This window comes from Lelliottia wanjuensis (assembly GCF_030238365.1).
Classification (GTDB): Bacteria; Pseudomonadota; Gammaproteobacteria; order Enterobacterales; family Enterobacteriaceae; genus Enterobacter; species Enterobacter wanjuensis.
In genome coordinates this window covers 26,078-50,248 of record NZ_JASSOT010000065.1, presented here as the reverse complement: position 1 = coordinate 50,248, position 24,171 = coordinate 26,078, and the positions used below count along the sequence as shown (strand labels likewise).

Sequence of the window (24,171 nt, the reverse complement as noted above, 5' to 3'; positions counted from 1 at the left end):
CCTAATCTGTTAGCTGAATAAACCATCAATAAAGAGTCATTTTACGGATTTTCTGGCTTTTTTTTTCAACAAAGTCTCAACCGCTCGTCGTTTATTTCAATTACACTGCGAACCTTACGCCATTTGACAAAAATTGACAGGAGAAAGGATGCCGGGGATGTCTCGCAAGGCGCCAGTCTGGTTGCCCATCGTCGTAATACTCATCGCTATGTTGTCCATTCAGAGTGGCGCATCACTGGCTAAATCCCTCTTTCCGCTGGTCGGCGCGCCGGGTGTGACTGCCCTGCGTATTGCGCTGGGCACTCTGATTCTGGTGGTCATCTTTAAACCGTGGCGTCTGAGATTCAAAAAAGAGCAACGCCTGCCGCTGCTGTTTTACGGGCTGTCACTGGGCGGCATGAACTATCTCTTTTATCTGTCGATTCAGACTGTGCCGCTGGGCATTGCCGTCGCGCTGGAGTTCACCGGCCCGCTGGCCGTGGCCCTTTTCTCTTCTCGTCGCCCCGTGGATTTTGTCTGGGTGGTGCTGGCCGTTCTCGGTCTGTGGTTCCTGCTGCCGCTGGGGCAGAACATCTCTCACGTCGATTTAACCGGTGCCGCGCTGGCGCTGGGCGCTGGAGCCTGCTGGGCAGTATACATCCTCACCGGGCAGCGTGCGGGAGAAGAGCACGGCCCGGCCACCGTGGCGCTCGGCTCGCTGATTGCAGCCATCATCTTTGTGCCAATCGGCATGGCACAAGCGACGGAATCCATCTGGCAGTGGTCCATTTTGCCGATTGGTCTGGCGGTTGCGGTACTCTCCACCGCGCTGCCCTACTCTCTCGAAATGATCGCCCTGACGCGATTACCGACCCGTATCTTCGGCACCCTGATGAGTATGGAACCGGCGCTCGCCGCTATGTCCGGCATGGTTTTCCTCGGCGAAAGCCTGACCTTAACTCAGACGCTGGCGCTGTGCTCCATTATTGCCGCGTCGATGGGATCGACGCTCACCATGCGGCCTGAAACCAAAATCAAGAAAGTCGACGTCAATTAATGCTCTCTATTCTGCATGGTTTATTCAGCCATGCAGAATAGAGGCCAACTTGTCCATATTGTTATTTTCTTACATTTTTTGTCATCGATGTGAAATATCCCCTCACGTTCATAAAAAGATGAAGTAATTAAGACTCATCCGCATAAAATAAAATACAACCCTTCAATATCAACGAGTTACTAAAACTCACTCCATTGCACTATTAAACCGATAGGCACAGCCATTCCGGCAGATTATAAAAGCGGTGCTATACTTATTTCCGGTAATTACCTGGAACATAAAACATCAAGAGGATATGAGATTATGAGTACCGCTAAACTGGTTAAAACGAAAGCGTCTAATCTGCTTTATACCCGTAACGATGTCTCGGATAGCGATAAGAAAGCAACGATTGAGCTGCTGAATCGCCAGGTGATCCAGTTCATTGACCTGTCATTGATCACTAAACAGGCCCACTGGAATATGCGCGGCGCAAACTTTATTGCCGTTCATGAAATGCTGGATGGATTCCGAACCGCGTTAGTGACTCACCTGGACACCATGGCAGAACGTGCCGTGCAGCTGGGCGGCGTTGCACTGGGTACCACGCAGGTGATTAACAGCAAAACCCCGCTGAAAAGCTACCCGCTGGACATTCATACCGTGCAGGATCACCTGAAAGAGCTGGCGGATCGTTATGCGGTTGTCGCCAACGACGTGCGTAAAGCGATCGGTGAAACCAAAGACGAAGACACCGCAGATATCTTAACCGCGGCTTCCCGCGATCTGGATCAATTCCTGTGGTTTATCGAATCTAACATCGAATAATCCATACGAATTATCGATTAAACCCTCGCCACCCGGCGGGGGTTTTGCACGTTTATGGTGCACGCTTTGGCTCTCCCCTCCCGCAAAAGTAAATTAGTTGTAATAATCACCTCACAAAATCGTTAACGAAAGATTGTTTTATCGCCGTTATTTGCGCTTAATAGCCACCCGTCGGCTGTGCAAACCCGACTGCACCAAAACAGCGCTCCATTATGGTGCATCAAAAGGGGTTTGCATCGTTTATTGTGCAACACATGACATCATCCTCTTTGCAAAACAATGAGTTGCAATGTTGGCACGATTTTTTCATGTAGCCGTTTGTTCTCGCAGGGGATCGCCCCGTGGATATAAAAGGAAATGCTATGAAGTCTGTATTAAAAGTTTCACTGGCTGCACTTACCCTGGCTTTTGCCATGTCCTCTCACGCTGCAGATAAAAAACTGATTGTCGCGACCGACACCGCGTTCGTCCCGTTTGAATTCAAACAGGGCGACCAGTACGTTGGTTTTGACGTGGATCTGTGGGCGGCTATCGCGAAGGAACTGAAACTGGACTACACCCTGAAGCCGATGGACTTCAGCGGCATTGTCCCGGCACTGCAAACCAAAAACGTTGACGTGGCGCTGGCGGGTATCACTATCACTGACGCACGTAAAAAAGCGATCGACTTCTCCGATGGCTACTACAAAAGCGGCCTGCTGGTGATGGTGAAAGCGGACAACAACGACGTAAAAAGCGTGAAAGATCTCGACGGTAAAGTGGTTGCAGTGAAAAGCGGCACCGGCTCTGTTGATTACGCCAAAGCAAACATCAAAACCAAAGACCTGCGTCAGTTCCCGAACATCGACAACGCTTACATGGAACTGGGCACCAACCGCGCTGACGCGGTACTGCACGACACACCAAACATCCTGTACTTCATCAAAACTGCGGGCAACGGCAAGTTCAAAGCCGTGGGCGACTCTTTAGAAGCGCAGCAGTACGGCATCGCCTTCCCGAAAGGCAGCGACGATCTGCGTACCAAAGTGAACGGCGCGCTGAAAACCCTGCGTGAGAACGGCACGTACAACGAAATCTACAAAAAATGGTTCGGCACTGAGCCAAAATAATTATTCTTAAAACAAGAAGTACGCTCAGGGGCGACCTTTCGCCCCTGCACTTTTAGAACCACGGTAACAGGAAATTATCATGCAGTTTGACTGGAGCGCCATCTGGCCTGCCATTCCTCTCTTGCTTGAAGGCGCCAAAATGACCCTGTGGATTTCGGTCCTCGGTCTGGTTGGCGGGTTGTTTATCGGCCTCGTGGCTGGTTTCGCTCGCACCTACGGCGGCTGGATTGCTAACCACATCGCACTGATTTTCATCGAAGTGATCCGCGGGACGCCTATCGTCGTGCAGGTCATGTTCATCTACTTTGCCCTGCCAATGGCCTTCACCGATCTGCGCATTGACCCGTTCAGTGCCGCCGTGGTGACCATTATGATCAACTCCGGCGCCTACATCGCGGAAATCACGCGCGGCGCGGTGCTGTCGATTCATAAAGGCTTTAGCGAAGCGGGTCTGGCGCTGGGTCTGTCTCGTCGTGAGACCATCCGCCACGTGATCCTGCCGCTGGCGCTGCGCCGCATGCTGCCACCGCTCGGTAACCAGTGGATTATCAGTATCAAGGATACCTCGCTGTTTATCGTTATCGGCGTGGCCGAATTGACCCGTCAGGGCCAGGAGATCATTGCCGGTAACTTCCGCGCACTGGAAATCTGGAGTGCCGTGGCGGTGGTTTATCTGATTATTACGCTGCTGCTGAGCTTTGTTCTGCGTCGCCTTGAAAGAAGGATGAAAATCCTGTGATTGAATTTAAAAACGTCTCCAAGCACTTTGGTCCAACCCAGGTGCTGCACAATATCGATCTGGATATCAAACAGGGCGAAGTGGTCGTGATTATCGGGCCGTCAGGCTCGGGTAAATCGACCCTGCTGCGCTGCATCAACAAGCTCGAAGAGATCACCAGCGGCGATCTGATCGTCGATGGCCTGAAGGTCAATGACCCGAAAGTGGACGAGCGCCTGATTCGTCAGGAAGCTGGCATGGTGTTCCAGCAGTTTTATCTCTTCCCGCACCTGACGGCGCTGGAAAACGTGATGTTCGGTCCTCTGCGCGTGCGCGGAGCCAACAAAGCGGCGGCTGAGAAGCTGGCGAAAGAGCTGCTGGCGAAAGTCGGCCTTGCCGAGCGTTCTCACCACTACCCGTCTGAGCTGTCCGGCGGCCAGCAGCAGCGCGTAGCTATCGCCCGTGCGCTGGCCGTGAAACCGAAAATGATGCTGTTCGATGAACCTACCTCCGCGCTCGACCCGGAACTGCGTCACGAAGTATTAAAGGTTATGCAGGACCTGGCGGAAGAAGGGATGACGATGGTCATCGTGACCCACGAAATCGGCTTTGCCGAGAAAGTGGCCTCCCGACTGATCTTCATCGACAAAGGGCGTATTGCGGAAGATGGTAATCCGCAGGAGCTGATTGCGAACCCGCCAAGCCAGCGCTTGCAGGAGTTCTTGCAGCACGTCTCCTGATCATCGCTTTGCTTGCTACCTGCCGGGCCTCTCAATGGCCCGGCTTTTTTATGCCGGATTGTTCCCAAAAACTTCCCTCCCCCGCCTGCCATCTATACTTATCATTTTGCTGAACATTTTCTTCACCGGAGGAAGCCGTGCCGTGGATCCTGCTGCTTTTGCTTTGCCTGTTCGGTGCGCCCGCCCAGGCAGTCACCATCCCTGGCGTCACCACCAGCGCGTCCTCCTCTCAGCCGCCAGCCACCGCGCCGGAACCTGACGTTGAGCAAAAGAAAGCGGCCTATGGCGCGCTGGCGGATGTGCTGGAGAATGATACCTCGCGCAAAGAGCTGATCGATCAGCTACGAACCGTGGCGAAAACACCGCCGCAGGAGCCAGTCCCAAGTATTACGCCGCCGGAAGTGACCAGCGACAAAACCGTGCTGGAGAACGTCACTGACGTCAGCCGCCACTACGGCGAAGCCCTCTCCGCCCGCTTCGCGCAGCTCTACCGCAATCTGATTGGCTCTCCGCATAAAGCCTTTAATCCGCAAACCTTCGGCAATGCCGCCAGCCATTTTCTGATGCTGGCTGGGGCGATCTTCGCTTTTTACTGGCTGGCGCGGCTGTGTGCCTGGCCGCTGTATCGCAAGATGGGGGAGTGGGGGCGCAGAAAAAATCGGGAAAAAAGCAGCTGGCTGCATCTGCCGCTGATGATTGCAGGCGCCTTTGTGATTGATTTACTCCTGCTGGCACTGACGCTGTTTGTCGGTCAGCTCCTGAGCGACAACCTGAACGCCGGAAGTAAAACTATCGCCTTCCAGCAAAGCCTGTTCCTTAACGCCTTCGCGCTGATCGAGTTTTTCAAAGCCCTTTTACGTCTGATCTTCAGCCCACGCGTGCCGGATTTGCGTCCGTTTTCGGTCAATGATCAGAGCGCAAAATACTGGGCGCTGCGCCTCAGCATTCTGAGCGGGTTGATTGGCTACGGCCTGCTGGTCGCGGTACCCATTATCTCGAATCAGGTCAACGTGCAGATCGGCGCACTCGCCAACGTGCTGATTATGCTCTGTATTACCGTCTGGGCGCTGTATCTGATTTTCCACAATAAGAAAGCCATCACCGCCGGGCTGCTGCATCTGGCCGACCGCTCCCTCTCCTTCTTTAGTTTGTTTATCCGCGCCTTCGCGCTGGTCTGGCACTGGCTCGCCAGCGCCTATTTTATCGTGCTGTGCTTCTTCTCCCTGTTCGATCCGGGTAACAGCCTGAAGTTTATGATGGGCGCCACCTTCCACAGTCTGGCGATCATTGGCATCGCGGCTTTTGTCTCCGGCCTGCTCTCGCGCTGGATTTCAAAAACCATCACCCTTTCGCCGCAGGTGCAGCGCAATTATCCCGAGCTGCAAAAACGGGTGAACGGCTGGATCTCCGCCTCGCTGAAAGTGGCGCGCATCCTGACCGTCTGCATCGCTATTATGCTGCTCCTCAGCGCCTGGAGCCTATTTGATTTCTGGAACTGGATGCACAACGGCGCTGGCGAGAAGACGGTGGATATTCTGATCCGCATCGCGCTGATCCTCTTCTTCTCGGCCATCGGCTGGACGCTACTCGCCAGCCTGATCGAAAACCGTCTGGTCTCCGATATTCACGGACGCCCGCTCCCCAGCGCTCGCGCCCGCACGCTGTTAACCCTGTTTCGCAACGCGCTGGCAGTCATTATCAGCACCATCACCATCATGATTGTGCTCTCGGAAATCGGCGTGAATATCGCCCCGCTGCTGGCGGGGGCCGGTGCCCTGGGTCTGGCCATCTCCTTCGGGTCGCAAACCCTGGTGAAAGATATTATTACCGGGATCTTTATCCAGTTTGAGAACGGGATGAATACGGGCGATCTGGTGACGATTGGGCCATTAACCGGCACGGTCGAACGGATGTCGATTCGGTCGGTCGGCGTGCGCCAGGATACCGGGGCGTATCACATCATCCCGTGGTCATCGATTACGACCTTTGCGAACTTCGTGCGCGGGATTGGTTCAGTAGTGGCGAATTATGACGTGGATCGTCATGAGGATGCGGATAAAGCGAAACAGGCGCTGAGAGCAGCGGTTGAGGAGCTGATGGAGATGGAAGATATCCGCGGGCTGGTGATCGGCGAACCGTCGTTCGCCGGGATTGTCGGGCTGACGAATACCGCCTTTACCCTGCGCGTGTCGTTCACCACGCAGCCGCTCAAACAGTGGACGGTGCGATTTGCGCTCGACAGCATGGTGAAAAAACATTTCGATCTCGCCGATGTACGGCCGCCGGTGCAAACCTACCAGGTGCTGCCTGCGCCAGGGTCACCGCCGCCGCTGCAAGAACCTACGCTATAAGCCCGGTAAGCGCAGCGCCACCGGGCAAAACCTGTCAGAACGGACGGCGGCGTTTCGCATCATCCATAAAGGACCACGCGATAAAGCGGCTCTGTTTCTGCCCCTGGGCCATCTCTTTTTTCACCACTTTCACTGCGCCGACGTTCGTCAGTGCGCGGTAAAGAGGCGGCAAATTATCCCCGCGAGAGACCAGGGTCGTAAACCACTTCACCTGACGGCCAAACTGCTGGCTTTCAGCGATCATCTTCTCGATGAAAGCCACTTCGCCGCCTTCGCACCACAGTTCGTGCTGCTGGCCGCCAAAGTTGAGCGCGCCATCTTCTGCCTGACCGAGGTTACGGCGCTTGCGCTCGCTCCCCGCGCGGGCAGTGGCTGCTGAATCATGGAACGGCGGATTGCACATCGTGGCATCGTAGTTTTCATTCTTATGAATGATGCCGTTGAAAATCAGGGAGGCATCTTTCTGACGACGCAAACGGATGGCGCGGGTTAACCCCACGTTGCCGTTGATAATCGCCTGCGCGCTGGCGAATGCTTCCGGGCCCGTTTCGCTGCCGGTAAAGCGCCAGCCATATTCATGTGCGCCAATCAGGGGATAAATCAGGTTCGCGCCGGTGCCGATATCCAGCACCGTGGCCTGTTTCGGGATCTCTCCGCCATTGCTTTCCGCCAGTAAATCAGCCAGATGGTGGATATAATCCGCACGCCCCGGCACCGGTGGACAGAGAAAACCTTCCGGAATGTCCCAGTGCGCCACGCCATAAAAATGGGCCAAAAGCGCCTTGTTCAGCGCTTTTACCGCCAGCGGATCGGCAAAATTAACTGAGGGTTCACCCGCGGGGGTCTGCACGATAAATTCCTGCAGTTGCGGGCAGCTTTGACACAAGGCATTCATGTCGTAGCAGCTACGGTGGCGGTTACGCGGGTGTAATCCCGGCTTTTGGGCAGTCATGGCATTCTCCTTTTCACAGCGGCGTAAGATACCCTCTGGGGGCCCAACGGTAAATAACTCTCTTACCACCGCAACAAATCACTAAAAATCAGCAACCTGTATGTCTATGATCTGTCAATCATTTGTCAGTTTATATCGTTCAAAAAATAAGCAGATCACCATCAAATTTTTGCGCTAAATCACACTCTTTAACCTTCTAAACTTAATCTGAATCACCCATTGTCATTCAAACTCAGAGGATGTGATTATGAAAAAATACCTGACTCTCATCGTTGCCGCTGGCGCCCTGGCCGCTGCATCGTTTCCCGCATGGTCCGTTCAGTCCCTGACGGCCGAAAACGACACCAGCCAGCTTCGCCCTGCCGGAACCGTCTCCGCCACCGGGGCCGCCAATCTGGATGATCTCCAGCATAAGCTGGCAGAAAAAGCCCGTGAACAAGGGGCAAAAGGGTTCGTTGTTGAATCCGCGAGCGGCGACAATCATATGTTCGGCACAGCCACCATCTACAAATAGTTCCCCGCACACCCGCTGCATCTGCCCAACAGGTGCAGTGCTTTATCCCCCCCTCTTCTTGACTGTGCGTTTTTTAACCCCATATTCATACTATGTGCTTCTACTTATCAGGAGACGGATATGGCATCCGGTTGGGCTAATGACGATGCAGTGAACGAACAGATCAACAGTACGATTGAAGATGCTGTTGCACGCGTTCGCAGCGATTTACCGCAGGGTGAAAGTTTGGTCGAGTGCGAAGAGTGTGGCGAGCCTATCCCTGAGGCACGACGTAAAGCCATGCCAGGCGTGCGGCTTTGCATTACCTGTCAGCAGAATAAAGATTCAAAAAATACTTCACACTCAGGATATAATCGCAGAGGATCTAAAGACAGCCAGCTACGTTGACTCTTCTTTACCTAAACCGAAGCGGCAAGCAGTTAGCTTTACGCTCACGCTTTTTTCAACATCGCGTGGCAAAACGTGCCCTCTTCACCTCGTCTGTAAAGCGAAGCGACAAGAACTGTAAAACGGTTCTCTGAATTTATTAATAATCAATAAGTTATTTGTCATTCAATTTTTTTGAGCAACGCTGTCAATTCTCTTCGATTTTATCTTTCGCGAAAAACCGTGATACTTATCACATCGACGGAACATCGTCCCCTTAACAGAATAACCTGCGAGAGATTAACTATGAAAACCATCAAATATGCTGTTGCCGCTGTTGCCCTGTCTGCTCTGTCATTTGGCGCATTCGCTGCGGAATCTGTAACTTCTGCTCAGGCGCAGAATATGAATAAAATCGGTGTGGTGAGTGCAGAAGGCGCGACCACGCTGGACGGTCTGGAAGCAAAACTGGCTGAGAAAGCGTCAGCTGCGGGTGCAAGCGGATACACCATCACCTCTGCTAACACCAACAACAAACTTAGCGGTACTGCGGTTATCTACAAATAACCCAACGGATTATGCTCCATCGCTCGCTACACCCTCTGGCGAGTTGCTCCAACCCTCATTGACCCTGTTGTTGTTACCCTTTGTTTGCCCGTCCTCACCGGACGGGCTTTTTTTTATCTAAAAATACTGCGCTACGCGCGCCAGCCCCGCCTCAACGGAATCCGTCTCCCCTGTCGCCATCAGACAGCACGCCATCTGTAGCTTCAGTGAATGCGGTACCGGCTCAATTCCGGCGAGACAGCGCTCGGTCCAGCGGGCGGTGGTTTCAGCATCTTTCGCCGTCGGGAGCACCAATTCGCCCTGCGGCTCTTCACCGCGCTCGAGCACCACACGAGTGCCCTGCTTGTCGATCAGCGTCATCTGCGGACAGCGCTGCGGATTGGCGTAGGCTTCGCCTTCGGTGCCGTGCATCAGCAGCCCTTTACCGCCAATATCGGCGAAGAAACCCGCCACGCGAGTGACATATTCAGGGTGTGAAACGCTCGACAGACGCAGCGCAGCATCTTCCGCAAACGGCGTCGCCAGTTTTGCCAGAGTATGCGCACTGTTACGCACGCCCATCCGCCAGCGCATATCCAGCTGTTTTTCGAGCGGCGGACAGAGTGCGCTGACCGGAATATAGACCGGGTGATGACCTTCGAGTTTGGCCTGTGCCTGACCGGCATGGAGAGTGGGCGCAATGCCCATTAATTCAAATATGGTTTCTGTCAGTACGCGCGTCGGATCGGCGCTGACGCCGTGCACCACCACCGGAAAGCCCAGCTTGTTGAGCAGTACCGCCAGCAACGGCGTGAGATTCGCCTGTTTGCGCGCTCCGTTATAGGTCGGGATCACAATCGGCATCGGCTTTGCGACGGGCGGTGTCAGTTGCAGGGTTTGCGCCTGCATCGCCTCGTAAAACCCGCGCATCTCCGCTTCGCCTTCGCCTTTAATGCGCAGGGCAATTAAGATGCCGCCCATCTCCAGCTCCGGCACATCGCCGTTCAGCATGTGGGTGTACAGCGCGCGGGCGGTTTCCTGATCCAGATCGCGGGCGTGATTTTTCCCACGTCCTACCTCTTTGATAATTTTGCGATAATCCACGACATTTCTCCTGGCAACATCATAGACACACTATAGCCCTGATAAAGCCATCAACGATAGTGTTGCTTATTTTCTGCCGGGACTACGCCGTCTCGCGCCGGGCGCTTTTTTCCGCGCCGCCACCACTTTCGTCGGACGCTTTGTCACTTCCGGCACGTCGGGCTGCTCGATCGGGAATACCGGCAGCGCGTTGAGCAGGCGCTGGCCGTAGTTTTTGGTCAGCAGACGTCGATCATAAATGACGATTTCGCCCCAGCAACCGTGGCTACGGATCAGTCGCCCCACCTGCTGAATCAGGTTGAATGACGCCGCGGGCAGGCTTTGCACTTCGAACGGATAGCGGTTGAGGCTTTTGAGCCACTCGCCTTCGGTGATCACCACCGGGCTGTCGATCGGCGGGAAGGCGATTTTATGGATATGCACCTGCGTCAGGTAATCGCCCTTCAGATCCAGACCTTCTGCAAAAGACTGCAAGCCGACGAGCACGCTGCGCTCGCCGCCGTCGATGCGCTTGCGATGGGTTTCCACCAGTCGATAGCGCGGCTGATCGCCCTGCACGAGCAGCAACAGACGCAGGTCAGTGACATAGGTTAAAAACAGCTGCATCGCGCGGTTGCTGGCGAACAGCACCAGCATGCCGGGATATTTTTTGCTCTCGACCTGCTCGCGGAAATAGGCGGCCATTTCGGCAATGTGCTGCTCTTCGTGCTCCATCAGCGGCTCGTGCTGCATTTTTGGGATCACCAGTTTGCCCTGCTCGCAGTGGTTAAACGGCGAATCCAGTGAGACAAAACGGTCGCCCGCTTTCTCTTTCAGACCGCTCATCTCCTGCAAACGCGAGAAGCTGTTCAGGGAGCGCAACGTCGCGGAGGTGACGATCACGTGCGGCACGCTGCGCCAGATGAGCTTCTCCAGCTGATCGCTGACGCGAATGCCCACGCAGTGGAAGTAGAGATGAATTTGTCCGTCTTTGGCGTCCCGCGTCGCCCATTTGGTGACCGGCGCGCCGGAGGCCTGAGCCATCGACGCCAGCCGCCACAGCTTGCTTTGGCTCTCAAACATGCTCAGTGCGCGGTTCATCTGCAGCAGCACGCGATGCACGCGCACCACGTCATGGGTGCCGGTTTTTTCGCTGAGATCGTTGAGGAACATCTCAGCCAGCCCGCGCAGTTTTTCCAGATGCTTCGCCAGCTGTTTGCAGATCTCCATGATCTCCTCCGGCAGTTCGCCCATCGCAAAACGATGTTCGGCCTCCTGAGTCGCAGGCAGATAGAGATCGAGAATGGTGTTCAGCGAGGCGATTAACGCGTAGATCTCTTCGCAATGGGCACTCAATCGCTCAGGCACCGCCAGCGGCGGCGTGGTTTTGGGGCGGAACTGTTCCATGCAGGTGGCAATGAGTTTGCAGAACAGATCGAGCTGCAGACGAAACCACGGGGCGGTGATCTCCGCGCTCATTTCTAAGGCATCGCGCGCCACGTCCGGCAGATGGTGTCCTTCATCGAGGACCAGTAAGAGATTTTTCGGGTCCGGCAGGACCGATTCGCTCTCGAGCGCCGCCATTACCAGCGCGTGGTTAGCCACCACCACTTCCGCTTCCTGAATTTCACGACGCGCGACGAAGAACGGACATTCGCGGTAGTAATGGCAGTTGCGGTTCAGACAGCTGGCTTTATCGGTGCTCAGTCGTCGCCACAGGTCATCGCTGATGGCTTTGTCCGTGTGATCGCGCAGGCCGTCCCACTTGTAGCCGTCGAGATCGACTTTAAGCTTCGCGCACAGCTCCTGCTCGGCTTTGTTGTTTGGCGTGAGGTCATCGTCGAGGAACGCCAGCAGATCCTGCTGGGTCGCTTCGGTGCTGGCAAGCCCCGCCAGATTGCGCGGGCAGACGTAACGCCCGCGCCCAAACGCGGCGGTGAAGCGCAGCTCAGGGATGATTTTGCGCAGCAGCGGCAGGTCTTTGCTGTAGATCTGATCCTGCAAGGCCACGTTGGCGGTGCTGACCACCAGCGTTTTTTGCTCTTCGCGAGCAATCGCAATGCCAGGAATTAAATAGGAGAGGGTTTTCCCGACGCCGGTCGGGGCTTCAATCGCCAGATGCCGTCCGTCGTCCCCGGCGAGCGTCTTCGCCACATCGGCAATCATCTGCCGCTGCGGGGCTCGGGGAATAAAGTCGGGGATCTGCTGTTGCAACGCCTTATACCAGGCGGCAATTTGCGCTTTGAGCGCAGCGGTTAAAGCCATCGGGGAACCTGAAATACTGTATAAACAGCCACTATTGTGGCACGTTCGCGGGGTTGTCGCAAAAAGAAAAGCCCGGCTTTACGGCCGGGCTTCCAGATTACTGCGCTGAAGCAGGTTTACGCGGGCGGCGTCGGCGTTGGCCTTCACCTGCGGGTTTCGCTTCCCCGCTGCGCCATGGGTTTTCCCCGGCGGGTTTGGCATCACCGGTGCGACGCGGCGGTTTGGCTGCGGCTTTCGGTGCGCCACCTTCTGAACGGCGCGGCTGTTGGCTACGACCGCCTGCGCCCTGTCCACGACCACCGCCGCCGCCACGCTGCTGGCGACCATTCTGGATCGGCTCCGCTTTGATGGAAGCATCCACTTCATAGCCTTCGAGGGCAATGCGTGGGATCTCTTTTTTCAGCAGACGTTCGATGTCGTGCAGCAGTTTGTGTTCATCGACGCAAACCAGAGAGAGCGCTTCACCGGTGGCCGCCGCACGGCCAGTACGACCGATACGGTGAACGTAATCTTCCGGGACGTTCGGCAGCTCGTAGTTCACCACGTGCGGCAGCTCTTCAATGTCGAGACCGCGCGCGGCGATATCCGTCGCCACCAGCACGCGAATGTCGCCCGATTTGAAATCAGCCAGCGCACGGGTACGTGCCCCCTGGCTCTTGTTGCCGTGGATGGCCGCACTGCGGATGCCATCTTTGTTCAGCTGTTCTGCCAGGTGGTTAGCGCCGTGTTTGGTACGGGTAAAGACCAGCACCTGCTGCCAGTTGCCTTCGCCAATCATCTGGGAGAGCAGTTCCCGCTTACGCTTCTTATCAACGAAGTGAACGTGCTGGGTGATTTGCTCAGAGGCGGTGTTGCGACGCGCCACTTCGATTTCCAGCGGGTTACGCAGCAGTTTTTCCGCCAGGCCTTTGATCTCATCAGAGAAGGTGGCGGAGAACAGCAGATTCTGACGACGCGCAGGCAGTTTTGCCAGCACGCGACGAATATCATGGATAAAGCCCATGTCCAGCATACGGTCCGCTTCATCCAGCACCAGGATTTCAACCTGATCCAGTTTGACCGCATTCTGATGTTCCAGATCCAGCAGACGGCCCGGCGTGGCGACTAAAACGTCAACGCCGCTGCGCAGCTTCATCATCTGTGGATTAATGCTCACGCCGCCGAAAACCACCAGCGAGCGGATGTCGAGATAACGGCTGTATTCACGCACGTTCTCGCCGATCTGCGCGGCAAGTTCACGGGTGGGGGTCAGGATCAGCGCGCGTACCGGGCGACGGCCTTTGGCGTGCGGCTCTTTCTGAACCAGACGCTGCAGCAGCGGCAGCGTGAAGCCTGCGGTTTTACCGGTGCCGGTCTGGGCACTGGCCATCAGGTCACGGCCTTCCAGCACCGCAGGGATCGCCTGCTGCTGGATTGGGGTTGGCTCAACGTAGCCCTGCTCTGCAACAGCGCGCAGAATTTCAGGGTTCAGGCCAAGGGTATCAAAAGACATAAAAACTCCGAACCGCCCCGACCGTCACAGGTGTAGTTTTCAGGGAGATAAGACGAAACGAGTAGGACAAAAACCACAATGTCGCGAAGCAGCGGAGTGTAGCAGGTTTTGTGACATGGCGCATAAAATATCCCTCTGCGATTCATCAGCGAAATATTGCTCCACCCCGACTGGACAAGGTGAAAATTTAATCATAATCTTAATCAATCGATTGATTAATTTTTAATGACGCCATGAATCCAACTCCGACGACTACCAAAGGTGAACAGGCGAAAAGCCAGCTGATTGCCGCCGCACTGGCCCAGTTCGGCGAGTATGGCCTGCACGCCACCACCCGGGATATCGCCGCGCAGGCCGGGCAGAACATCGCCGCCATCACCTACTATTTTGGCTCGAAGGAAGATTTGTATCTCGCCTGCGCCCAGTGGATCGCCGATTTCATCGGCAGTCGTTTTCACGATCAGGTAGCCGCCGCCACCGCGCTGCTGAGCGAGCCGTCACCGGATCGCGCCGCCATCCGCCAGCTTATCCTGAACGCCTGCAACAACATGATCGCCCTGCTCACCCACGACGATACGCTGAACCTGAGTAAGTTTATCTCACGCGAGCAACTCTCGCCGACCGCCGCCTATCAGCGAGTCCACGATCAGGTAATTGCCCCGATGCACACCCATCTGACGCACCTGATTGCGGCCTACACCGGGCGCGACGCGAACGACACACAGACCATTTTGCATACCCATGCGCTGCTCGGCGAAGTGCTTGCTTTTCGTCTGGGCCGGGAGACCATCCTGCTGCGCACGGGCTGGACACAATTCGATGAGGAAAAATCCGCGCAGATTAGTCAGGTCATCACCTGTCATCTCGACCTGATCCTGCAAGGTTTAACGCAAAGGAGCCTGGAGTCATGAAAAAACCTGTCGTCGCCATCCTGGCGGTGGTTGTTGTGCTGGCAGCCGGGATCGGCGGCTGGCTGTGGTATCAGAGCCAGCAGGATCGCGGCCTGACGCTCTACGGTAACGTGGATATTCGCACGCTGAATATGAGCTTCCGCGTCGGCGGGCGGCTGGAGTCCCTTACCGTGGACGAAGGCGATACGATCAACGCCGGTCAGACCTTAGGCCAGTTGGATCAAGCCCCGTATAAAAATGCGCTGATGCAGGCCAAAGCCAGCGTGTCGGTTGCTCAGGCGCAGTATGACCTGATGCTGGCAGGCTATCGCGACGAGGAAGTGGCGCAAGCCGCCGCCGCGGTGAAACAGGCGCAGGCTGCATTCGATTACGCGCAGAACTTCTACAACCGCCAGCAGGGGCTGTGGAAAAGCCGCACCATCTCGGCGAACGACCTGGAAAACGCCCGCTCCTCGCGCGATCAGGCTCAGGCGACGCTGAAATCAGCCCAGGATAAGTTAAGCCAGTACCGCACCGGGAACCGTCCGCAGGATATCGCCCAGGCGAAAGCGAATCTTGAACAGGCTCAGGCGCAGCTGGCACAGGCCGAGCTGGATCTGCACGACACGACGCTGGTCGCCCCGTCCAACGGCACGCTGATGACCCGCGCGGTTGAACCCGGCAGCATGCTGAGCGCAGGCAGCACCGTGCTGACGCTCTCCCTCACCCGCCCGGTGTGGGTGCGCGCATACATTGATGAACCGAATCTGAATCAGGCCCAGCCGGGACGCGAGCTACTGCTCTACACCGACGGACGGCCCGATAAGCCGTACCACGGGAAAGTCGGGTTTGTCTCCCCGACCGCCGAGTTCACGCCAAAAACCGTTGAAACGCCGGATCTGCGCACCGACCTCGTCTATCGCCTGCGCATTATCGTCACCGACGCCGATGACGCGCTGCGTCAGGGGATGCCGATTACCGTGAAATTCAACGATGGGGACCGACATGAATGATGCGGTTATCCAGCTCAATAATCTGGTGAAACGCTTTGCGGGCATGGATAAACCCGCCGTCGCACCGCTGAACTGTACATTGCAAAAAGGCTACGTCACCGGCCTGGTCGGGCCCGATGGCGCAGGCAAAACCACGCTGATGCGCATGCTCGCCGGATTGCTCAAACCTGATGAAGGCACGGCCAGCGTGCTGGGGCTTGATCCGATCAAAAACGACAGCGAGCTGCACGCCATGCTCGGTTACATGCCGCAGAAATTTGGCCTGTACGAAGATCTGACGGTGATGGAAAACCTGACGCTGTACGCCGATCTGCGCAGCGTCACCGGCGAAGTCCGCGAGAAAACCTTTGCCCGACTGCTGGAATTTACCTCGCTCGGGCCGTTCACCGACCGGCTGGCGGGTAAGCTCTCCGGCGGGATGAAGCAAAAGCTGGGCCTGGCCTGCACGCTGGTCGGCGAGCCGAAAGTGCTGCTGCTGGATGAGCCCGGCGTCGGCGTCGACCCGATCTCTCGCCGCGAACTGTGGCAGATGGTCCACGAGCTGGCCGGGGACGGAATGCTGATCCTCTGGAGCACCTCCTATCTCGACGAGGCCGAACAGTGCCGCGACGTGCTGCTGATGAACGAAGGTGAGCTGCTCTATCAGGGCGAACCGACGGCGCTGACGCAGCAGATGGCCGGGCGCTGTTTCCTGCTGCACAGCCCGGATGAGACCAACCGCAAGCTGTTACAGCGGGTACTGAAACTCACGCAGGTCAGCGACGGGATGATTCAGGGGCGTTCGGTGCGCGTGATCCTCAAAAAAGAGGCCACCGCGGAAGACATTCGCCAGGCGCAGGGCATGCCTCAGATTGAGATCGACGAGACCGCCCCGCGCTTCGAAGATGCCTTTATCGACCTGCTCGGCGGGGCGAGTACCTCCGAATCGCCGCTGGGCGCGATTTTGCACACCGTAGAAGGCACGCCCGGTGAAACGGTAATCGAGGCCAAATCCTTAACCAAAAAGTTCGGGGATTTTGCGGCGACGGACAACGTCAATTTTGCGGTGAAACGCGGAGAGATTTTTGGTCTGCTGGGCCCGAACGGCGCCGGGAAATCGACCACCTTTAAAATGATGTGCGGCCTGCTGGTGCCGACATCCGGCAAAGCGCTGGTACTGGATATGGATCTGAAAGTCAGCTCCGGCAAAGCGCGCCAGCATCTGGGTTATATGGCGCAGAAGTTTTCCCTCTACAGCAACCTGACCGTTGAGCAGAACCTGCGCTTTTTCTCCGGCGTCTACGGCCTGCGCGGGCGGGCGCAGAGCGAGAAAATCGCCCGCATGAGCGATGCTTTTGGCCTGACCCATATCGCCTCACACGCCACCGACGAACTGCCGCTCGGCTTTAAGCAGCGTCTGGCGCTGGCCTGCTCTCTGATGCACGAGCCAGATATTCTGTTTCTCGACGAACCGACTTCCGGCGTCGATCCCCTCACCCGCCGGGAGTTTTGGCTGCACATCAATAGCATGGTCGAGAAAGGCGTCACCGTAATGGTCACCACCCACTTTATGGATGAGGCGGAGTATTGCGACCGCATCGGGCTGGTCTATCGTGGGAAGCTCATCGCCCACGGCACGCCGGACGATTTAAAAGCCCAGGCCGCCGACGAGGAGCAGCCCGATCCGACCATGGAGCAGGCGTTTATCACCCTGATTAACGACTGGGATAAGGAGCACGCCCATGAGCATTAAGGCGATTTCCTGGCGGCGAGTGCGCGCCCTGTGCATCAAAGAGACGCGGCAAATCGTGCGCGACCCGAGCAGTTGGCTGATTGCAGTGGTCATCCCCCTACTGCTGCTGTTTATCTTTGGCTACGGGATTAACCTCGACTCCAGCAAGCTGCGGGTCGGGATTTTACTGGAACAGCAGAGCGAGGAAGCGCTCGATTTCACCCACGCCATGACCGGCTCGCCCTACATTGACGCCACGATCAGCGATAACCGCCAGGAGCTGATTCAGAAGATGCAGGCCGGGAAGATTCGCGGCCTGGTGGTGATCCCCGTTGATTTCGCCGCCAACATGGCGCGCGCCAGTACCGATGCGCCGATTCAGGTGATCACCGACGGCAGCGAGCCGAACACCGCGAACTTTGTGCAGGGGTACGTCGAGGGGATCTGGCAGCTGTGGCAGATGCAGCGGGCGGAAGACAGAGGCGAGGAGTTTGAGCCGCTGATCGACGTGCAAACCCGCTACTGGTTTAACCCCGCCGCCATCAGCCAGCACTTTATCATTCCCGGCGCGATAACCATTATCATGACCGTAATTGGGGCGATCCTCACCTCGCTGGTGATCGCCCGCGAATGGGAGCGCGGCACCATGGAAGCGCTGCTCTCCACGGAGGTGACGCGCGTCGAGCTGCTGCTGTGCAAGCTTATCCCCTACTACTTCCTCGGGATGCTGGCGATGCTGCTCTGCATGCTGGTGTCGGTGTTTATTCTTGGTGTGCCCTATCGCGGCTCGCTGATTTTGCTGTTTTTCATCACCAGCCTGTTTTTACTCAGCACCCTGGGGATGGGCCTGCTGATTTCGACCATCACCCGCAACCAGTTTAACGCCGCGCAGGTGGCGCTGAACGCCGCGTTTCTGCCGTCGATTATGCTGTCCGGGTTTATTTTCCAGATCGACAGTATGCCCGCCATTATCCGCGCGGTGACTTACATCATCCCGGCGCGCTACTTTGTGAACACGCTGCAAAGCCTGTTCCTGGCGGGGAATATTCCGTCGGTATTGATAATCAATATTCTGTTTTTGATGGCGTCGGCGGTGATGTTTATCGGCCTGACGTGGATGAAAACGAAACGGCGTTTAGATTAATACCGTTTTTTGTAGGTCGGGTCAGCGAATCGCCACCCGACGCGAGGACGACACCATGTTTCACCGTTTATGGACATTAATTCGCAAAGAGCTGCAATCCTTGCTGCGTGAGCCGCAAACCCGCGCGATCCTGATCCTGCCGGTGCTCATCCAGGTTCTGCTGTTTCCGTTTGCCGCCACGCTGGAAGTGACCAACGCCACTATCGCCGTCTACAACGAGGACAACGGCAAACACTCCGTGGAGCTGACCCAGCGCTTCGCCCGCGCCAAAGCCTTTACTCACGTGCTGCTGCTGAAAAGCCCGCAGGAGATCCAGCCGACCATCGACCAGCAAAAGGCGCTGCTGCTGGTGCGATTCCCGGCGGATTTCTCGCGCAATCTGGATACCTTCCAGACCGCGCCGATGCAGCTGATCCTCGACGGACGCAACTCCAACAGCGCGCAAATCGCCGCCAACTATCTGCAGCAGGTGGTGAAAAATTATCAGCAGGAGCTGATGGAAGGGAAACCTAAACCGAACAACAGCGAGCTGGTGGTGCGCAACTGGTACAACCCAAATCTGGATTACAAATGGTTTGTGGTGCCGTCGCTGATCGCCATGATCACCACCATCGGGGTGATGATTGTGACGTCGCTCTCCGTCGCTCGTGAGCGCGAGCAAGGGACGCTGGATCAGCTGCTGGTTTCCCCGCTCGCCACCTGGCAGATTTTCGTCGGCAAAGCGGTGCCTGCGCTGATCGTCGCCACCTTCCAGGCCAGTATCGTGCTGGGGATCGGCATCTGGGCGTATCAAATTCCGTTTGCCGGATCGCTGGGGCTGTTTTACTTCACGATGCTGATTTACGGGCTGTCGCTGGTGGGATTCGGGCTGTTGATTTCGGCGCTGTGCTCAACGCAGCAGCAGGCGTTTATCGGCGTGTTTGTCTTTATGATGCCGGCGATTCTGCTCTCGGGGTATGTGTCGCCCGTGGAAAACATGCCGGTCTGGCTTCAGGATTTAACCTGGGTGAACCCGATTCGGCACTTCACCGATATCACCAAGCAAATCTATCTGAAGGATGCGAGTCTGGATATTGTGTGGGGAAGTTTGTGGCCGCTACTAATCATAGCGGCCACGACGGGCTCAGTGGCGTACGCGATGTTTAGACGCAATATCGCCTGAGTTTTTCTCTTTGGTCAGCAATGAGACCACCGCGGGTCCTGCCAGAATCACCAGGCCCGCCAGGGCCAGCAGCAGGTTGTTTTGCAGCACGCGTGACAACAGCCACAGGACGATTAATGCTGCACCAAAATACCAGGTGGTGGTGAGCTCTTCGAGCACATCACCCACTTCACGCCAGCGCGCCTCGTGGTGACGCTGTAAAAACAGCATCGACAGCACGGTCACGCCATACATCGCGCATAATCCTAAGCCGACGTGCACCAGTGTGCCGCTCTTCCAGCCCATTACCAGTACCGCCACGACCAGTAAATGCAACATTATCTGCCAGCAACTGAGGCCAGTTGCGACACGAACGCGTTGTTGCCACTTCATGGCTTCTCTCCTGAAGGATATTTCTCTGCTAGTTCAGAGTACCGCACTTTACGGAAAATTCCGTAACGCCGCATCTTTTTGTGACGCCGACTACACTTTATTTTCATCAGGATAGTGACGCTGGCAGGAGCATATGACGCAAAAAACCCGGCATTTTTCGCTAAAAATTTTGACGATTAACACACACAAAGGCTTCACGGCATTTAATCGCCGCTTCATTTTACCCGAGCTGCGTGACGCGGTACGCACCGTCGGCGCGGATATTGTCTGCCTGCAGGAAGTGATGGGCGCACATGATATTCACCCGCTGCACGTCGAGAACTGGCCGGACACGTCACACTATGAATTTCTGGCCGATACCATGTGGAGCGACTACGCCTACGGGCGCAACGCGGTTTACCCGGAAGGCCACCACGGCAACGCGGTGCTGTCGCGTTTTCCCATCGAACATTATGAGAATCACGACGTCTCGGTGGGCGAAAGCGAAAAACGCGGGCTGTTGTACTGTCGGATCACCCCGCCCGACCTGGCCTTTCCGGTTCACGTGGGGTGCGTGCATCTGGGGCTGCGGGAGGCACACCGCCAGGCGCAATTAGCGATGATGGCGCGCTGGGTCAACTCCCTGCCGGAAAACGATCCGGTGGTGATCGCGGGGGATTTCAACGACTGGCAACAGCGCGCCAGTCGTCCGCTGAAAGCCGACGCCGGGCTGGATGAGATTTTCACCCGCGCCCATGGCCGTCCGGCGCGCACCTTCCCGGTGAGTTTCCCCCTGCTGCGCCTTGACCGGATTTACGTCAAGAACGCCCACGCCAGTCAACCGAGCGCGCTGGCGCTGAAGAGCTGGCGTCACCTGTCTGACCATGCCCCGTTAAGTGCGGAGATCCACTTATGAAATGTTCATGGCGAGAAGGTAATCAAATCACGCTGCTGGAAAATGGCGATGAGTACTATCCGGCGGTGTTTGCCGCGCTCGATGCGGCAGAGCAAAAAGTGATCCTCGAAACCTTTATCTGGTTTGAGGACGGCGTCGGCCGTCAGCTGCACGAGGCGGTGCTGCGCGCGGCTCAGCGCGGGGTCAAAGTGGAAGTGCTGCTCGACGGCTACGGCTCGCCGGACCTCAGCGATAACTTTGTCAACGAGCTGACCGCAGCGGGCGTGGTGTTCCGCTATTACGACCCGCGCCCGCCGCTGCTCGGGATGCGGACCAACGTTTTTCGCCGGATGCACCGCAAAATTGTGGTGGTGGATGGCACTGTCGCCTTCGTCGGCGGAATTAACTACTCCGACGAGCACATGTCCGACTACGGCCCGGAGGCGAAGCAGGATTATGCGGTGAAAGTCGAAGGCCCGGTGGTGCAGGACATTTTGCTGTTTGAGCTGGAAAACCTGCCGGGGCAATCAGCCGTTCGCCGCTGGTGGAAGCGCCATCATCGCCCGGAGGAGAACCACCAGCCCGGCGAGGCGCAGGCACTGTTTATCTGGCGCGACAACGGCGAGCATCGGGACGACATCGAGCGGCACTACCTGAAGATGCTCGCCAATGCGAAACGCGAGGTGATCATCGCCAACGCCTATTTCTTCCCCGGCTACCGTCTCCTGCACGCCATGCGTAATGCCGCGCGACGCGGGGTACGCGTCAAACTGATCGTGCAGGGCGAGCCAGATATGCCGATCGTTACCGTCGGCGCGCGGCTGCTCTACAACTACCTGGTCAAAGGCGGCGTGCAGATTTACGAATACCGCCGTCGACCGCTGCACGGGAAAGTGGCGCTGATGGACGATCACTGGGCGACGGTTGGATCGAGCAATCTCGATCCTTTAAGCCTGTCTCTCAATCTGGAAGCGAACCTGATTATTCACGATCGCACCTTCAATCAGACCCTGCGCGATAACCTGACCGGCATTATCGACCGTGACTGCGTGCGGGTGGATGATTCGATGGTGCCGAAACGCACCTGGTGGAACCTGAGCAAAAGCGTGGTGGTGTTCCACTTCCTGCGCCACTTCCCGGCGCTGGTGGGCTGGCTCCCGGCCCACACGCCGAAACTCGCGCAGGTGCCCGCTCCGGTTCAACCGGAAATGGAAACCCAGGATCGCGTTGAAACCGAAAACTCAGGGGTGAAACCGTAATGAGCAAATCACATCCCCGCTGGCGACTGGCGAAGCGCATCCTTACCTGGCTGTTTTTCATTGCCGTCGCCGTGCTGCTGGTGGTTTACGCGCAAAAAATTGACTGGGAAGAGGTGTGGAAAGTTATCCGCAACTACAACCGGATGGTGCTGCTCAGCGCGCTGGGTTTAGTGGTCGTCAGCTATCTGATCTACGGCTGTTACGACCTGCTGGGCCGCGCGTACTGCGGGCATAAGCTGGCAAAGCGCCAGGTGATGCTGGTGTCATTTATCTGCTACGCCTTTAACCTGACCCTCAGCACCTGGGTAGGCGGCATCGGGATGCGCTACCGCCTGTACTCGCGCCTTGGGCTGCCAGGGAGCACCATTACGCGTATTTTCTCACTCAGCATTACCACCAACTGGCTGGGGTATATTCTGCTCGGCGGGGTGATTTTCAGTTTCGGCGTGGTTCAGTTGCCTGCCCACTGGTACATAGATGAATCGACGCTGCAGATGTTGGGCATCGTCCTGCTGCTGATTATTGCAGTATATCTGTGGGGCTGTGCGTTCGCCAAACGCCGTCACATGACCGTCAAAGGGCAAAAGCTGGTGCTGCCGTCATGGAAATTTGCGCTGGTGCAGATGGTGGTCTCCAGCGCTAACTGGATGGTGATGGGGGCGATTATCTGGCTGCTGATTGGCGAAGAGGTGAACTATTTCTTCGTGCTCGGCGTGCTGCTGGTGAGCAGTATTGCGGGGGTGATTGTCCACATTCCAGCGGGCATTGGGGTGCTGGAAGCGGTGTTTATCGCCCTGCTGGCGGGGGAGCATGTCTCTCACGGCAAGATTATCGCGGCGCTGCTGGCCTATCGCATGCTCTATTACTTCCTGCCGCTGGCACTGGCGACGGTGGGATATTTGGTTCTGGAAAGTCGGGCGAAAAAGCTGCGGGCGAAGAACGAGAAGGCGATGGCGAAGTGACGAAAGTCGGGTGGCGCTGCGCTTACCCGACCTACAGATCGTAGGCCCGGTAAGCGCTAGCGCCACCGGGCAACGAGGTTAGCGACGGTTGCCGAAAATCCGCAGCAGCATCAGGAACAGGTTGATGAAGTCCAGATACAGCGTCAGTGCGCCAAGAATCGCGTATTTGCGCAGGTTCGAGCTGTCACGCACGTCAATCTGCTCGCCGATGTTTTTCAGCTTCTGCGTGTCATAGGCCGTCAGGCCGACAAACACGATCACCCCGATATAGGTCACCGCCCACATCAGCGCCTCGCTTTTCAGCCAGAAGTTCACCAGCGACGCCAGCACAATCCCGATCAGCGCCATAAACAGCATATTGCCGAAGCCACTTAAATCGCGTTTGGTGGTGTAGCCGTACAGGCTCATGGCACCAAACATCCCGCCCGCGACCACAAAGGTGCTGGCGATGGACGAATAGGTGTAGACGATAAAAATGCTGGAGAGCGTCAGCCCGGTGAGCGCCGAATAGAGCATAAACAGCGTCGTCGCCATCCCTGCGCTGAGCTTTTGCACCAGACCGGAGAGCACGAAGACCAGCGCCAGCTGGGCGATAATCAGCCCGAAGAAGGTGATTTTGCTGGAGAAGATAAACATCATCAGCTCAGGTGTATTCGCTGCATACCACGCGATAAACGCGGTGAGCAGCAGGCCGCAGGTCATCCAGCCGTACACCTGCGCCATGTAGGTTTGCAGGCCGCTACGCGTCTGCTGAACGATTGAATCCGAACGTGGAAATCGGTCCATGATAACTCCTGATTAAGTG

Annotated in this window: 23 protein-coding genes; 17 read left to right on the top strand and 6 right to left on the bottom strand. The window is 56.6% G+C overall.

Features of this window, described 5'->3' with window-relative positions; all coding sequences use genetic code 11:
* Positions 1–148: 148 nt before the first annotated feature.
* The 6 genes from rhtA (at position 149) to ybiO (ending at position 6,761) form a co-directional block, all read left to right on the top strand.
* A complete protein-coding gene (gene rhtA / locus QQF33_RS18205) occupies positions 149–1,036 on the top strand; it encodes a threonine/homoserine exporter RhtA (protein ID WP_282492276.1) in 888 nt (295 codons plus the stop codon).
* Positions 1,037–1,339: 303 nt separating this feature from the next.
* The gene (gene dps / locus QQF33_RS18200) at positions 1,340–1,843 is read left to right on the top strand and encodes a DNA starvation/stationary phase protection protein Dps (RefSeq protein ID WP_095281343.1); all 504 of its coding nucleotides are present in this window, start codon (positions 1,340–1,342) and stop codon (positions 1,841–1,843) included.
* 362 nt (positions 1,844–2,205) lie between these two features.
* Positions 2,206–2,952: a glutamine ABC transporter substrate-binding protein GlnH gene (glnH, locus tag QQF33_RS18195; protein ID WP_095281342.1), complete on the top strand. Its 747-nt coding sequence runs from the start codon at positions 2,206–2,208 to the stop codon at positions 2,950–2,952.
* Positions 2,953–3,031: 79 nt separating this feature from the next.
* On the top strand, positions 3,032–3,691 hold the full coding sequence (glnP, locus tag QQF33_RS18190; protein ID WP_285158385.1) for a glutamine ABC transporter permease GlnP: 660 nt from the start codon (positions 3,032–3,034) through the stop codon (positions 3,689–3,691).
* Entirely contained in the window at positions 3,688–4,410 is a 723-nt protein-coding gene (gene glnQ / locus QQF33_RS18185) for a glutamine ABC transporter ATP-binding protein GlnQ (protein WP_095281340.1), read from the top strand. The genes glnP and glnQ overlap by 4 nt, the downstream gene beginning before the upstream one ends.
* 137 nt (positions 4,411–4,547) lie before the next feature.
* Positions 4,548–6,761: a mechanosensitive channel protein gene (gene ybiO, locus QQF33_RS18180; protein ID WP_285158384.1), complete on the top strand. Its 2,214-nt coding sequence runs from the start codon at positions 4,548–4,550 to the stop codon at positions 6,759–6,761.
* A gap of 34 nt (positions 6,762–6,795) precedes the next feature.
* On the opposite strand, the gene rlmF is transcribed toward ybiO, so the two are convergent.
* Positions 6,796–7,713 carry a 23S rRNA (adenine(1618)-N(6))-methyltransferase RlmF gene (gene rlmF, locus QQF33_RS18175; RefSeq protein WP_285158383.1) on the bottom strand — a complete coding sequence of 306 codons (918 nt, stop codon included), beginning with the start codon at positions 7,711–7,713 and terminating at the stop codon, positions 6,796–6,798.
* Positions 7,714–7,960: 247 nt separating this feature from the next.
* On the opposite strand from rlmF, the gene mcbA reads away from it, so the two are divergent.
* From mcbA to ybiJ, 3 genes are all read left to right on the top strand, one after another.
* Positions 7,961–8,227 (top strand): DUF1471 family periplasmic protein McbA, encoded by a 267-nt coding sequence (gene mcbA, locus QQF33_RS18170; protein WP_285158382.1) that lies wholly within the window; start codon positions 7,961–7,963, stop codon positions 8,225–8,227.
* Positions 8,228–8,347: 120 nt separating this feature from the next.
* On the top strand, positions 8,348–8,614 hold the full coding sequence (locus QQF33_RS18165; RefSeq protein ID WP_282492272.1) for a DksA/TraR family C4-type zinc finger protein: 267 nt from the start codon (positions 8,348–8,350) through the stop codon (positions 8,612–8,614).
* A gap of 285 nt (positions 8,615–8,899) precedes the next feature.
* Positions 8,900–9,160, top strand: coding sequence for a DUF1471 family protein YbiJ (gene ybiJ, locus QQF33_RS18160; protein WP_100777112.1), 261 nt, complete (start codon positions 8,900–8,902; stop codon positions 9,158–9,160).
* A 117-nt stretch (positions 9,161–9,277) separates the two neighbouring features.
* Here the strand turns inward: ybiJ and ybiB are convergent, their stop codons facing one another.
* The 3 genes from ybiB to rhlE all read right to left on the bottom strand — a co-directional run bounded on the left by ybiB (position 9,278) and on the right by rhlE (position 13,979).
* A complete protein-coding gene (gene ybiB / locus QQF33_RS18155) occupies positions 9,278–10,243 on the bottom strand; it encodes a DNA-binding protein YbiB (RefSeq protein WP_285158381.1) in 966 nt (321 codons plus the stop codon).
* 66 nt (positions 10,244–10,309) lie between these two features.
* On the bottom strand, positions 10,310–12,487 hold the full coding sequence (gene dinG / locus QQF33_RS18150) for an ATP-dependent DNA helicase DinG (RefSeq protein WP_285158380.1): 2,178 nt from the start codon (positions 12,485–12,487) through the stop codon (positions 10,310–10,312).
* Positions 12,488–12,584: 97 nt separating this feature from the next.
* Complete coding sequence (rhlE, locus tag QQF33_RS18145; protein WP_285158379.1) at positions 12,585–13,979, bottom strand: ATP-dependent RNA helicase RhlE; 1,395 nt, start codon at positions 13,977–13,979, stop codon at positions 12,585–12,587.
* Positions 13,980–14,212: 233 nt separating this feature from the next.
* Between rhlE and cecR the strand changes: the two genes are divergently transcribed.
* From cecR to QQF33_RS18120, 5 genes are read left to right on the top strand one after another with little or no spacing between them, the layout of a single operon-like run.
* Positions 14,213–14,890, top strand: a complete 678-nt coding sequence (gene cecR, locus QQF33_RS18140; protein WP_282492266.1) for a transcriptional regulator CecR — start codon at positions 14,213–14,215, stop codon at positions 14,888–14,890.
* The gene (gene hlyD / locus QQF33_RS18135) at positions 14,887–15,882 is read left to right on the top strand and encodes a secretion protein HlyD (protein ID WP_285155147.1); all 996 of its coding nucleotides are present in this window, start codon (positions 14,887–14,889) and stop codon (positions 15,880–15,882) included. Before cecR ends, hlyD begins: the two co-directional genes overlap by 4 nt.
* Entirely contained in the window at positions 15,875–17,614 is a 1,740-nt protein-coding gene (locus tag QQF33_RS18130; protein WP_285158378.1) for an ATP-binding cassette domain-containing protein, read from the top strand. Before hlyD ends, QQF33_RS18130 begins: the two co-directional genes overlap by 8 nt.
* Entirely contained in the window at positions 17,604–18,737 is a 1,134-nt protein-coding gene (locus QQF33_RS18125; RefSeq protein WP_285158377.1) for an ABC transporter permease, read from the top strand. Before QQF33_RS18130 ends, QQF33_RS18125 begins: the two co-directional genes overlap by 11 nt.
* 55 nt (positions 18,738–18,792) lie before the next feature.
* Positions 18,793–19,899 carry an ABC transporter permease gene (locus tag QQF33_RS18120; RefSeq protein WP_285158376.1) on the top strand — a complete coding sequence of 369 codons (1,107 nt, stop codon included), beginning with the start codon at positions 18,793–18,795 and terminating at the stop codon, positions 19,897–19,899.
* On the opposite strand, the gene QQF33_RS18115 is transcribed toward QQF33_RS18120, so the two are convergent.
* Complete coding sequence (locus QQF33_RS18115) at positions 19,861–20,271, bottom strand: YbhQ family protein (RefSeq protein ID WP_282492262.1); 411 nt, start codon at positions 20,269–20,271, stop codon at positions 19,861–19,863. The genes QQF33_RS18120 and QQF33_RS18115 overlap by 39 nt on opposite strands.
* 133 nt (positions 20,272–20,404) lie before the next feature.
* Between QQF33_RS18115 and QQF33_RS18110 the strand changes: the two genes are divergently transcribed.
* From QQF33_RS18110 to QQF33_RS18100, 3 genes are read left to right on the top strand one after another with little or no spacing between them, the layout of a single operon-like run.
* Entirely contained in the window at positions 20,405–21,166 is a 762-nt protein-coding gene (locus QQF33_RS18110; protein ID WP_282492261.1) for an endonuclease/exonuclease/phosphatase family protein, read from the top strand.
* On the top strand, positions 21,163–22,404 hold the full coding sequence (gene clsB, locus QQF33_RS18105) for a cardiolipin synthase ClsB (protein WP_285157116.1): 1,242 nt from the start codon (positions 21,163–21,165) through the stop codon (positions 22,402–22,404). Before QQF33_RS18110 ends, clsB begins: the two co-directional genes overlap by 4 nt.
* Positions 22,404–23,366 (top strand): lysylphosphatidylglycerol synthase domain-containing protein, encoded by a 963-nt coding sequence (locus tag QQF33_RS18100; protein ID WP_282492259.1) that lies wholly within the window; start codon positions 22,404–22,406, stop codon positions 23,364–23,366. Before clsB ends, QQF33_RS18100 begins: the two co-directional genes overlap by 1 nt.
* 78 nt (positions 23,367–23,444) lie before the next feature.
* Here QQF33_RS18100 and QQF33_RS18095 read toward each other — a convergent pair whose 3' ends face one another.
* Entirely contained in the window at positions 23,445–24,152 is a 708-nt protein-coding gene (locus QQF33_RS18095; protein ID WP_285146558.1) for a Bax inhibitor-1/YccA family protein, read from the bottom strand.
* Positions 24,153–24,171 lie beyond the last annotated feature (19 nt).